Source organism: Corynebacterium sp. HMSC068H04, assembly GCF_001811255.1.
Lineage (GTDB): Bacteria > Actinomycetota > Actinomycetes > Mycobacteriales > Mycobacteriaceae > Corynebacterium > Corynebacterium hesseae.
This window is the reverse complement of sequence record NZ_KV804019.1, coordinates 1,093-12,135: the sequence shown is the minus strand read 5'-3', so window position 1 is coordinate 12,135 and position 11,043 is coordinate 1,093. Positions and strand designations below refer to the sequence as shown.

Annotated in this window: 12 protein-coding genes; 9 read left to right on the top strand and 3 right to left on the bottom strand. The window is 60.8% G+C overall.

The window, feature by feature from the left end:
• Positions 1-80 precede the first annotated feature (80 nt).
• From rbfA to HMPREF2792_RS09340, 5 genes are read left to right on the top strand one after another with little or no spacing between them, the layout of a single operon-like run.
• Complete coding sequence (rbfA, locus tag HMPREF2792_RS09360; RefSeq protein WP_070533123.1) at positions 81-524, top strand: 30S ribosome-binding factor RbfA; 444 nt, start codon at positions 81-83, stop codon at positions 522-524.
• Positions 525-1,487, top strand: a complete 963-nt coding sequence (locus tag HMPREF2792_RS09355) for a DHH family phosphoesterase (protein WP_070520110.1) — start codon at positions 525-527, stop codon at positions 1,485-1,487. It begins immediately after the preceding gene.
• Positions 1,488-2,786 carry an MATE family efflux transporter gene (locus tag HMPREF2792_RS09350; protein WP_070533121.1) on the top strand — a complete coding sequence of 433 codons (1,299 nt, stop codon included), beginning with the start codon at positions 1,488-1,490 and terminating at the stop codon, positions 2,784-2,786.
• 44 nt (positions 2,787-2,830) lie between these two features.
• Positions 2,831-3,652: a metallophosphoesterase family protein gene (locus tag HMPREF2792_RS09345; RefSeq protein ID WP_070520114.1), complete on the top strand. Its 822-nt coding sequence runs from the start codon at positions 2,831-2,833 to the stop codon at positions 3,650-3,652.
• Positions 3,645-4,319, top strand: a complete 675-nt coding sequence (locus tag HMPREF2792_RS09340) for a 4'-phosphopantetheinyl transferase family protein (RefSeq protein WP_070533120.1) — start codon at positions 3,645-3,647, stop codon at positions 4,317-4,319. The genes HMPREF2792_RS09345 and HMPREF2792_RS09340 overlap by 8 nt, the downstream gene beginning before the upstream one ends.
• Here HMPREF2792_RS09340 and truB read toward each other — a convergent pair.
• Positions 4,316-5,209, bottom strand: a complete 894-nt coding sequence (truB, locus tag HMPREF2792_RS09335; RefSeq protein ID WP_070533118.1) for a tRNA pseudouridine(55) synthase TruB — start codon at positions 5,207-5,209, stop codon at positions 4,316-4,318. The two genes, HMPREF2792_RS09340 and truB, sit on opposite strands and share 4 nt — an antisense overlap.
• A gap of 37 nt (positions 5,210-5,246) precedes the next feature.
• Here truB and HMPREF2792_RS12885 point away from each other — a divergent pair, with 37 nt between their 5' ends.
• The 4 genes from HMPREF2792_RS12885 (at position 5,247) to HMPREF2792_RS09315 (ending at position 9,908) form a co-directional block, all read left to right on the top strand.
• Positions 5,247-6,227, top strand: coding sequence for a bifunctional riboflavin kinase/FAD synthetase (locus HMPREF2792_RS12885; RefSeq protein ID WP_070533116.1), 981 nt, complete (start codon positions 5,247-5,249; stop codon positions 6,225-6,227).
• Complete coding sequence (locus HMPREF2792_RS12880) at positions 6,228-7,145, top strand: nucleoside hydrolase (RefSeq protein ID WP_070533114.1); 918 nt, start codon at positions 6,228-6,230, stop codon at positions 7,143-7,145.
• A gap of 80 nt (positions 7,146-7,225) precedes the next feature.
• On the top strand, positions 7,226-7,495 hold the full coding sequence (gene rpsO / locus HMPREF2792_RS09320) for a 30S ribosomal protein S15 (RefSeq protein WP_010190317.1): 270 nt from the start codon (positions 7,226-7,228) through the stop codon (positions 7,493-7,495).
• Positions 7,496-7,637: 142 nt separating this feature from the next.
• Complete coding sequence (locus tag HMPREF2792_RS09315; RefSeq protein ID WP_070520124.1) at positions 7,638-9,908, top strand: polyribonucleotide nucleotidyltransferase; 2,271 nt, start codon at positions 7,638-7,640, stop codon at positions 9,906-9,908.
• Between the two features lie 90 nt (positions 9,909-9,998).
• Here the strand turns inward: HMPREF2792_RS09315 and HMPREF2792_RS13335 are convergent, their stop codons facing one another.
• Together HMPREF2792_RS13335 and HMPREF2792_RS09305 are read right to left on the bottom strand one after the other, a co-directional pair.
• Entirely contained in the window at positions 9,999-10,394 is a 396-nt protein-coding gene (locus tag HMPREF2792_RS13335; protein ID WP_232748528.1) for an AMIN-like domain-containing (lipo)protein, read from the bottom strand.
• Between the two features lie 62 nt (positions 10,395-10,456).
• Positions 10,457-10,846 (bottom strand): VOC family protein, encoded by a 390-nt coding sequence (locus HMPREF2792_RS09305; RefSeq protein ID WP_070533110.1) that lies wholly within the window; start codon positions 10,844-10,846, stop codon positions 10,457-10,459.
• Between the last annotated feature and the right edge of the window lie 197 nt (positions 10,847-11,043).

The window sequence follows — 11,043 nt, the reverse complement described above, 5'->3', positions numbered from 1 at the left end:
GCTTTACTCGTTTCGGCCGAACGGCGGCGAATCGGTATCCTAGACTAGTTGCCAGCAACCGTACGCAAAGGAGCTTCACCATGGTTGATCACGCACGCGCCGCACGCATGGCTAAGCGCATTCAGACAATCGTTGCGAGTGCGATTGAACGCCAGATTAAGGATCGCCGCCTTGAACTGGTTACCATCACAGATGCCCGCGTTACGGGTGACCTGCATGATGCCACCGTGTATTACACGGTGCGCGGAACGGATATTGATTCCGAGCCGAATTTTGACCAGGCGGCCGAAGCTCTTGCGAGGGCCAAGGGCCAATTGCGCAAGATCGTGGGTGATGAGCTGTCCGTTCGCTTTACCCCGACGTTGTCTTTTGAGCTCGACACCGTCCCTGAAGCCTCCGCTCACATGGAGGATGTGCTTGCACGTGCACGTGCACGCGATGCAGAGCTGGCCAAGTTGAAGGAAGGCGCGAAGCCGGCCGGGGATGCGAACCCATATAAGACCTCGGATGAGGAAGAAGACTAAGTGTCACGAACCAACTACGAAGCCGCAGTTGATGCGCTGGTACAGGCCAGCAGCATTTGCATCATCACCCACTTGCGCCCCGACGCCGACGCCGTTGGCTCAGCGGCGGCCCTCACGTTGGCGCTTCGTCAGCGCGGTAAGCAGACCCGCACCGTGATTGGCCAGCGCCGAGACATTTCCGCCAACCTTTTTTCGATTCCCACCGTGGATGAAATCGAGTTGGTAGATGAGCTCCCGCAGGGCTATGACCTTTATGTCACTGTGGACTGCGGATCGATCGACCGGACCGGATCGGTAGCACGGGGCATTGAGGAGATGGCGGCCGTTGGGCGCGTCCTGTGCATCGATCACCACGCTTCGAACGATGGCTTTGGTGCGATCAATGTTGTGGATCCGGTGTGCGAGTCCACCACGGTGGTGTTGCTCGATATCTTAGATAGGCTGTCCATTCAGATTGATCGCGTCATCGCGCACTGTCTGTACGCCGGGCTAGTGACCGACACAGGTAACTTCCGGTGGGGCCGCCCAGCGATGCACGATATTGCCGCGCGCCTGATGCTCTATGGGCTTGATACCAAGCAGATCGCGTTGGAGCTTATGGATGCCAGCACCGCCGATGACCTGCAGATGATTGGTCGCGTCCTCTCGGGCCTCAGGATCGAAGCAGCGGGAGAGCACCGCCTCGCTGTCCTCTTCGTGCCGCATGAGGAAGTCAGTACGCACGCAGATTCCGCGATCGAGTCCTTCGTCGACTATGTCCGCGCCCTGAAAGGCACAGACATCGGGGTTGTGTTCAAGGAACAGGCCCCTGAAGTGTGGGCGGTGTCTTTGCGCTCCTCAGCAGTGAACTGTGCCGAGGTGGCCCTCACCTTTGGCGGAGGAGGCCATATTCCAGCCGCCGGCTATACCGCGCACGGCACGCCTGAGGAGGTTATTGCGCAGCTGGTAGGTGTGTTGTCTTAAATGGCTTGCGAGCAACCCGTCAAGGTTTCTGCGGCGGAAGTCTTCCGCCTTGCCGTGCCCGCTTTGGGTGTCTTAGCGGCCATGCCGCTGTATTTGCTTCTGGACACCGCGGTAGTGGGACGGTTGGGCGCGCAGGATCTGGCCTCGCTGGGGGCTGCGGCCACGATCCATTCGGTGGTCACTACTCAGCTGACCTTCCTGTCCTATGGCACTACCGCGCGTGCTTCGCGTTTGTTCGGCGCAGGCAAACGTGAGGAAGCTGTAGCCGAAGGTGTTCAGGCCACGTGGGTTGCGGTCGGCGTCGGCCTGGTCCTAGCGGTCCTTATGTGGCTCTTCGCCGGGGGCTTTGCCTCCTGGTTGACCGGCAACCCCGAAACGGCGAAGGGAACCGCACAGTGGCTGCGCATCGCCGCCATCGCGATTCCCTTTACCCTCATCACGATGGCTGGTAACGGTTGGATGCGAGGGGTACAAGACACCCGCAAGCCCTTGTATTTCACACTTGCCGGTATGATTCCTGGCGCTAGTGCAGTGCCTATTTTCGTGCACTTGTGGGGGTTGCAGGGGTCAGCCTTAGCCACGGTGTTGGGGATGGGAATCATCGCGGCATTCTTTCTCAGGGAACTGCGCCGCGAGCATACCGGCTCGTGGGAAGTCCGCTGGCGCGTCGTACGCCGGCAGCTCGTGCTGGGGCGCGATCTCATTGTGCGTTCGTTGAGTTTTCAAGTGGCCTTTCTATCCGCAGCAGCTGTGGCTTCGCGCATCGGAACCGCACAACTGGCCGCGCATCAAATCTTGATGCAGTTGTGGAACTTCTTGTCCCTTGTGCTGGATTCACTGGCAATCGCCGCCCAGGCCTTGACCGGCGCGGCACTGGGTGCAGGCTCAGCGCGTTATGCCCGCACGGTGGGTACTAAGGTGACGCTCTATTCGACGTCTTTCTCCCTTGGACTTGCTGTGATTCTTGCGCTTGGTTCCGGGATCATCCCGCGGATCTTTACCACGAGCCCGGAAGTCCTCGAGGTGATCTCCGGGCCTTGGTGGGTTATGACTTTCCTCGTCATCATCGGCGGGGTGGTCTTCGCCTTGGACGGCGTTCTCCTCGGCGCTGGGGATGCAGCGTTTCTTCGCACGCTGACCTTGGCGTCGGTACTTCTAGGCTTCCTTCCCGGCGTCTGGTTGGCTTTTGCTCTAGGCACCGGGCTTAGCGGAGTATGGGGCGGGATCGCCGCGTTCATCTTCATCCGCATGGTAGGCGTCGTCTGGCGCTTTCGCTCGATGCGGTGGGCGCGGGTCTAAGCCTGTGGTAGAAGTAGAGGGAATGTTCGTGTGAAGGAGGCATTATGACCACTCTGTGGGCCGTCTCCGATCTCCACGCGGCGGTGCGAGTCAACGGTGAGCGCATCGATGAACTCGTGCCACCGAATCCCCATGACTGGTTGATCGTCGCAGGGGACGTCGCCGAGCGCATTGACCTAGTGATCAACACCTTGGCGCGGCTGAAGAACCGCTATGCCACCGTCATTTGGGTGCCCGGCAACCATGAGCTCTTTTCTCGGGGACAGGATGCATTTAAGGGGCGCGCAAAATACGACCGGCTTGTTGAAGGCTGCCGTGAGATCGGCGTGATTACCCCAGAGGATCCTTATCCGGTCTTCGGAGGAGTGACCGTCGTCCCGCTGTTTACGCTGTACGATTACAGCTTTCGCCCGCCGGGGACCACGGTCGAACAAGAGCTTGCGAGCGCAAAGCAAAAGCAAATCGTCATGACCGATGAATTTGCCATCGCCCCCTTCGTCGATGTGCGTGCTTGGTGCTGGGACCGGCTGGCCTATTCAATTAAGCGCCTGTCCCGGGTGGAAGGGGAGACCGTCCTCATCAATCACTGGCCATTGGTCCAGGAGCCGACCCTCTACTTGCGCTGGCCCGAAGTGGCCTTGTGGTGCGGTACCCGCCACACGCGTTCGTGGCCGCGGCGCTACAACGCCAAAGCCGTGGTCTATGGACATCTTCACATGCCAAACCGAGCCAATATCGACGGCGTGGACCACATCGAGGTTTCGCTAGGGTATCCGCGTGAATGGCAGGCACACGGTGGCCTCCAGCAGTGGCCGTATCCGGTGCTCACCATCGATGAGACGACGGGGAGGGCCGAGCATGCTTGAGCCTTCCCTCTTCCCAGAGTCTGCGCGCTACTGCTACGTGCGCACGGATGAGTCGATGACTAATCTCCTCAATTTCCATCACCTATCCCCAGAGGAGCGCGCTGTGGTCTCGCAGGCCGTGGACGTCCGCAAGTCGGAATTTGGGGATGCCCGCTGGTGCGCTCACCGCGCGCTGAAGGAGCTTAATTACACCGGCGAGGAACCTATTCTGCGCGGTGAGCGGGGCATGCCGCTGTGGCCGGAAGGCTACACGGGATCGATGACGCACACCGAGGGTTTGCGCGCAGCGGTGGCAGCGCCCACCACACACGTGCGCTCGATGGGACTCGACGCCGAGCCAGCGGAGCCCTTGCCGGAACACGTGTTGACGATGATCGCCCGGCCAGGGGAGATGCCGCAGTTGTCCCGCCTCCGCGCGGCGGGCATCTCCTGCCCGGACCGCCTGTTGTTTTGTGCGAAGGAAGCCACCTACAAGACGTGGTTCCCCATGACGCGGCGGTGGCTCGATTTCGATCAGGCCGAAATTGACTTGCGCCTCGACGGAACTTTAGTCTCCTACCTCCTAGCGCGACCAACCCCGGTGCCGTTCATTACCGGCCACTGGATTATTCGGGACGGCTATGTCATCGTCTCTGCCGCCGTCCCGGCGCTCAACTTTGAGAACTAAAGAGTGGAGGGGCGAGCGACAAAAACTGTGGCCAGGCGCTTGCCCATTTCTTTGATTAGGGCGACGGATCGGCCCTGGGGGTCGACGGCCGCGTAGGTGCCTTTCAACCCACGCGGCTCCAGCCACTTACCCATGGCCAAGGCCTGAGCCTCGTCATCGGTGACCTCCAAGACCGGATAGCTACGAGCGAGCGCCTGGTCGAGGCTCAAGGACAGCTTCGGGGAGGTCTCGAGGGTGTCGAGGGGGAGGGCGTCGTCAAGCGTAAAAGGCCCTACCTCCGTGCGGCGCAGCGCGGTGAGATGCCCGCCGACGCCGAGCGCTTCCCCCAAATCCCGAGCCAGCGAGCGGATGTAGGTGCCCGAAGAACAGGCCACCGACACGTCCAGATCAATGAACGATCCGGTGCGCCGCGTATCGAGGATATCGAAGCGGCTGACCGTTACCGGGCGAGCTGGAATCTCAACCTCTTCGCCCGCCCGCACCCGTTCGTGGGCACGCTTGCCATCGATTTTGATCGCGGACACCGCTGCCGGACGCTGCATAATATCGCCGGTCAAGGCATCAACTTCCTGCGCAATGGCTGAATCTTCCACAGCGGTTGCCGGTTCGCCCCACGTGCTTTCCCCCTCCGCGTCGTCGGTGTGGGTCGCCATGCCGAGGCGAATCGTCGCGTCGTAAGCCTTGGTAGAGGCCACCATGTGGGCGAGGAACTTGGTGCCGCGCTCAATGCCCACGATGAGCACCCCCGTGGCCATGGGATCTAGCGTGCCTGCGTGCCCCACCTTGCGGGTGTGGAAGAAGCGCCGCAGTTTTCCCACGACATCGTGCGAGGTCATGCCGGCGGGCTTGTCGACGACCACGAGGCCAGAACGTTCGAGCGGATCAGTCATGCCCTGCAGTCTAGGGCACCGTCTGCTGTGGGATAGCATGGTGCCCGTGGATATTTGGTACGGAATCGATAGCATCCCCGCTGACCTCGGTCCGACGTCGGTGACAATTGGCGTCTTCGACGGCCTACACCGCGGCCACCAGCAGCTCGTGACGAAGGCCGTCGAGCACGCGCGCGAACACGGTCATAGTGCGGTCATGGTGACCTTCGATCCGCACCCAGTTTCGGTGTTCCTTCCGGAGCGCGCGCCGTTGTCCGTCATTACATTTGAGCGCCGCATGCAACTGGCGGAAGAAATGGGCATCGAGGCCGTGCTCGTCATCGATTTCACTGAGGAGCTCCGGGGCGTCGAGCCGCGCGAGTACGTGACGGACCTCCTTGTGGGGCGCTTGCATGCGGAACACGTCGTGGTGGGGGAGAATTTCACCTTTGGCGCGGGCGCGGCTGGTACGGCGGAGGCGCTGGCGGAGTTCGGAGCCGAGCTCGGCTTCGGCGTTGACATCGTGCCCTTGCTTGACGACGACGGCGAGCGCGTCTGCTCCACCAACATCCGCGCCGCTCTTGCCAAGGGCGATATCGCGCGCGCGAACTGGGCGCTGGGGCGTCATTTCACGGTGACTGGGCCCGTCGTGCGCGGTGCAGGACGCGGCGGAAAGGAACTCGGTTTCCCGACCGCCAACCAGTACTTCCCGGAATCCGTCGCTATCCCAGCCGATGGCGTCTATGCGGGCTGGTTCGTGGTCGAGCCCACCGGCGCCCCTTTGGAAGGAGACATGGAGCCCGGTGTTCCTTATCCAGCGGCCATTTCGGTGGGCACAAACCCCACCTTCGGCGACGAGGAGCGCTCTGTGGAGTCCTTCGTGCTGGACCGCGACGCCGACCTCTACGGCCACGAGGCCACCGTGCATTTTGTCGATCACGTGCGCGACATGGAGAAATTCAACTCCGTTGAGGAGCTCCTAGCGGCCATGGAGCGCGACGTCGCCCGAGTTCGTGAGATTCTTGCCCGTGAGGCCTAAATGAAGATCATCCTCGACCTCGACACAGGAATCGACGACGCCCTTGCGCTCGCCTATGCCGTTGCGCACCCTGACCTCGAGCTGATCGGGGTCACCGGCACCTATGGCAACGTGCCGGTGGCCTTGGGAGTGCGCAACTCGCTGGCGTTGCTCGAGCTTCTCGACGCCTCGGACGTCCCTGTCTTTTCCGGCCCGACCCGGCCGGGCTTTAGCGTGGCTCCCATTTCGGCGTTCATTCATGGACGCAATGGCCTCGGCGAGGTTCTCTTGCCTCCGCCGCGGCGCAAAGCCTACGAGGATGCGGTGGGCTTTCTTGTCCGTTCGGTCCGCGAACATGGCGAGGACTTGGTGATAGTGCCGACGGGGCCGTCGACAAGCATTGCAGCCGCCATGCGCGAGGACCCGGACTTTGCCCGCAACGCCCGCATCGTCATGATGGGCGGCGCGCTAACCGTGCCCGGAAACGTCACTCCTTATGCCGAGGCCAACGTCTTCCAAGATCCCCAAGCCACGGACTATGTCTTTCGCCATGCACAGAACCTCACGATGGTGGGGCTCGACGTCACGTTGCGCACGTTGCTCACCAGGGAGCATACGAAGCAGTGGCGAGGCACGCGGACGGGCCGGATCTACGCGGACATCGTGGACTACTACATCCGCGCCTATAAAACGACGTCTCCGCATCTCGGCGGTTGTGGGCTCCACGATCCCTTGGCGGTGGCAGTGGCAGCGGATCCTTCGCTGGTTACATGCCTCGACCTCAATCTGCGGTGTGGGGAGAACGGGCGCACCATCGGTGACCCTGAGCGCCTCGAGAATCCCACCACCCGCGTGGCCGTTGCTGTCGACGACGCGCGCTTCGTCGAGGATTTGATGTCGAAGCTGGGCAGCCTCTATACTTCTATTTCGGCTTGCTGACTGCGGTCCACAGTAGTCACGGGCAGCGTCTTTCAGGCGCAACATTTCATGTGGACTGAAATACAATAGGAGATTTTTCCATGGCTTTGAGCACCGAGAAGAAGGCTGAAATCCTCAAGGAGTACGGCCTGCACGAGACCGACACCGGTTCCCCGGAGGCACAGGTTGCGCTGCTGACTTCCCGCATCAACAACCTGACCGAGCACCTCAAGGATCACAAGCACGATCACCACTCCCGTCGTGGTCTGCTGCTCATGGTTGGTCGCCGTCGTGGCCTGCTGAAGTACCTGGCCGCTAACGACGTTGACCGTTACCGCGACCTGATTTCTCGCCTGGGTCTGCGCCGCTAAGCGCTCGACTTTTTAGCCCCCGCACCAAGTGTGCGGGGGGTTTTCTTGTCCCATCTGCTAAAATCCTTGGGCGTTGTCAGAAAACATCGAAGAAGAGGCGGCACCGAAGATCGCCATGACAGCTCCAAGGAGAGTTTCATACATGAGCGCTAAGAACGCTAAGAATCAAACGAACAACTCCGTCGAGTTCGCAATCGACGAGGACTACGGCATTACCGAGGCCATCGCCACCCTGGATAACGGCGATTTCGGCACCCGTACTATCCGTTTTGAGACGGGCCAGCTTGCCCGACAGGCTGGTGGCTCCGTGACCACCTACCTGGACGAGGACACCATGCTGCTGTCCACGACCACCGCTTCCAACCAGCCGCGTGAGGGCTTCGACTTCTTCCCGCTGACCGTGGATGTGGAAGAGCGCATGTACGCCGCGGGTAAGATCCCGGGCTCCTTCTTCCGCCGCGAGGGCCGTCCTTCCACCGAAGCTATCCTGGCCTGCCGCCTCATCGACCGCCCGCTGCGTCCGACCTTCGTGAAGGGTTTGCGCAACGAGGTTCAGGTCGTTGTCACGGTCCTCTCCATGGACCCGGAGGAGTACTACGACGTCGTTGCCATCAACGGTGCTTCTGCCTCCACTCAGCTCTCCGGTCTGCCGGTTTCTGGCCCGGTGGGTGGCGTGCGCATGGCGCTGATTGCCGATGACAAGCACCCGAAGGGACAGTGGGTGGCCTTCCCGAACAACGAGCAGCACGAGCGTGCTCTCTTCGAGATGGTCGTTGCCGGCCGCATCGTGAAGAAGGGCCGCAAGGACGACGTTGCCATCATGATGGTGGAGGCGGGCGCCGGCGTGAACGTGGCCGAGCGCATCAAGGAAGGTGCCCCGGCTCCGCAGGAATCCACCGTGGCTGAGGGTCTTGAGGCTGCCAAGCCTTTCATTAAGACCCTGTGCGAAGCACAGGCAGGCCTGGCCGAGCGCGCCGCGAAGGAGACCCAGGAATTCCCGCTCTTCCCGGCCTATGGTGATGATGTCTACGCTGCTGTCGAAAAGGCTGCCTCCAAGAAGCTGGAGAAGCTGCTTACCATCCCGGGCAAGCAGGACCGCGACGATGCTACCAATGACTACATGGAGCAGGTTGAGGCACAGCTCATCGAGGACTTTGATGACCTCGATGAGGCTGATGCCTCCAAGCAGATCCGCAATGCTTTCAACGCCGTGATGAAGGCCATCGTCCGTAACAAGATCCTCACTGAAGGATTCCGCATCGATGGCCGCGGCGTCACCGATATCCGCGACCTCGGCGTTGAGGTCGATCTCGTTCCGCGCGCCCATGGTTCCTCCCTCTTTGAGCGTGGTGAGACCCAGATTCTGGGTGTGACCACCCTGGACATGCTCAAGATGGAACAGCAGATCGACTCCCTGACCCCAGTGGAGTCCAAGCGCTACATGCACCACTACAACTTCCCGCCGTATTCCACCGGTGAGACCGGCCGTGTGGGCTCCCCGAAGCGCCGCGAAATCGGCCACGGTGCTCTGGCCGAGCGTGCCCTGCTGCCGGTTATCCCGTCCCGCGAGGATTTCCCTTACGCCATCCGCCAGGTTTCTGAGGCCCTCGGCTCCAACGGTTCCACCTCCATGGGGTCCGTCTGTGCATCCACCCTGTCCCTCTACAACGCGGGCGTTCCGCTGAAGGCACCGGTGGCAGGTATCGCCATGGGCCTTGTTTCCGGTGAGGTCAATGGCAAGGAAAAGTTCGTTGCGCTCACCGATATCCTCGGCGCTGAGGACGCTTTCGGCGATATGGACTTCAAGGTCGCCGGCACCTCCGAGTTCATCACTGCGCTGCAGCTGGATACTAAGTTGGACGGCATTCCTTCGCACGTGCTTGCCGACGCCCTCGAGCAAGCCCGCGACGCCCGTGCCGCCATCCTTGACACCATGGCTGAGGTCATCGAAGGCCCTGATGAGATGTCTGGCCTGGCTCCACGCATTACCTCTGTGACCATTCCGGTGAACAAGATTGGTGAGCTCATTGGCCCGAAGGGCAAGACCATCAACGCCATCACCGAGGAGACCGGTGCCGATGTCTCCATTGAGGAAGACGGCACTGTGTATATCTCTGCCGCTACCGGCGAAGCCGCTGAGGCAGCCATTGAGCGAGTAAATGGCATCGCTAACCCGCAGCTACCGAAGGTGGGCGAGCGTTTCCTCGGCACCGTGGTTAAGACCGTGGCCTTTGGTGCCTTCGTCTCCCTGACCCCGGGCCGTGACGGCCTGGTGCACATCTCGAAGCTGGGCGGCGACGAGCGCATCGAAAAGGTCGAAGACGTTGTCAACGTTGGTGACAAGATCCAGGTTGAAATCGCGGACATTGATAACCGCGGCAAGATTTCCCTGGTTCCGGTTGAGGAGGACTAATCCTCAGATCGCCTAGGAACTACTAGGACGAGGGCCCTGCCATCCAGCTCTTAAGTAGCTGAGGCAGGGCCCTTAGCGTTGCCGCGGCCGCTATTCTTGGAAGTCGAGTACCAAGCGCTTGGGGTGCTCAAGGAAAGTCACCGAGTACGGCGTCTTCTTGTTCAGGCCAATGACCAGTTGAGTCTGTGCCTCGAATGAGGTGGTGTATACGACTTCGCTCACCACGCCGGCACCAGGTGTATTTCCCGGCTTCATATATTTTTTCTTCAAGCTCAGGCGTGGAAGGCCGCGGGGTGCCTTCGAATCCCAGGTTGAGAAAAGCGCTTCCTTAAAAGCAGCGGCATTGGCTACCTGCCGGGAAGAGGGAGCCAGCGTGTCATTGGACTGCTGCGGTGCATCGGCGGTGCTTGTGCTCGACGGAATCGTGCTGACCAGCGGCGCCGGTAACGTATCCGCGCCGCGATCCGCGCATCCGCCCAGCGGCATGATACATACAGCGGTGATGATTGCGACGATGGAAGCGGGAGAAACTAGGCGCGACAATTTCGCTATTTCTTGAGCTGCACCAGTTGGATGAGGTTTCCTACGGTGTCATCGAAGACAGCGATGATAGAGGGGCCGACGTCGGTGGGCTCCATAGTGAAATCCACGCCATTTTCAGTGAGCTCCCTATATTCCTTCTCCACGTCTGCGGACAAGAACTGGGTGGCAGGAATGCCATCGGCCTTGAGCGCTGCTGCGTAGTCCTTGGACGCCGGGTGGGCCTTCGGCTCGAGGAGGAGCTGCGTATTTCCTTGACCTTCAGCATTGGTCACCGTGAGCCATCGAAAGTCTCCGTGGGTCACATCGTCCTTGACTCGAAAGCCGAGCGTATTGACATAGAAGTCGTGCGCGCGAGCAACGTCATCGACTGGTACTGAAGCAATGTAGATCTGCATTCGCCCCATATAAACGAGCATGACGAAACCACGCCGGCGGCCCTGTCTGCAGCAGGGGAGACCTGACTAGGGCTGAGTGATACAGTCGTCGTTCTTTTCGACGGTGGGTGTGTTCTTGGTTTCTTGTCCTTTCGGTTGTTTGGAGTGGTGTCGCCGTTTGATTCGACGAGGGCTAGGCCCCTGTTCTTCGTCATCGT

Coding starts and splice junctions, on each gene's coding strand:
- HMPREF2792_RS09315 (WP_070520124.1), top strand. CDS start 7,638: ATGAGCGCTAAGAACGCTAAGAATCAAACGAACAACTCCGTCGAGTTC.
- HMPREF2792_RS13335 (WP_232748528.1), bottom strand. CDS start 10,394: ATGCCGCTGGGCGGATGCGCGGATCGCGGCGCGGATACGTTACCGGCG.
- rbfA (WP_070533123.1), top strand. CDS start 81: ATGGTTGATCACGCACGCGCCGCACGCATGGCTAAGCGCATTCAGACA.
- HMPREF2792_RS09350 (WP_070533121.1), top strand. CDS start 1,488: ATGGCTTGCGAGCAACCCGTCAAGGTTTCTGCGGCGGAAGTCTTCCGC.
- HMPREF2792_RS12885 (WP_070533116.1), top strand. CDS start 5,247: ATGGTGCCCGTGGATATTTGGTACGGAATCGATAGCATCCCCGCTGAC.
- HMPREF2792_RS12880 (WP_070533114.1), top strand. CDS start 6,228: ATGAAGATCATCCTCGACCTCGACACAGGAATCGACGACGCCCTTGCG.
- rpsO (WP_010190317.1), top strand. CDS start 7,226: ATGGCTTTGAGCACCGAGAAGAAGGCTGAAATCCTCAAGGAGTACGGC.
- truB (WP_070533118.1), bottom strand. CDS start 5,209: ATGACTGATCCGCTCGAACGTTCTGGCCTCGTGGTCGTCGACAAGCCC.
- HMPREF2792_RS09340 (WP_070533120.1), top strand. CDS start 3,645: ATGCTTGAGCCTTCCCTCTTCCCAGAGTCTGCGCGCTACTGCTACGTG.
- HMPREF2792_RS09345 (WP_070520114.1), top strand. CDS start 2,831: ATGACCACTCTGTGGGCCGTCTCCGATCTCCACGCGGCGGTGCGAGTC.
- HMPREF2792_RS09305 (WP_070533110.1), bottom strand. CDS start 10,846: ATGCAGATCTACATTGCTTCAGTACCAGTCGATGACGTTGCTCGCGCG.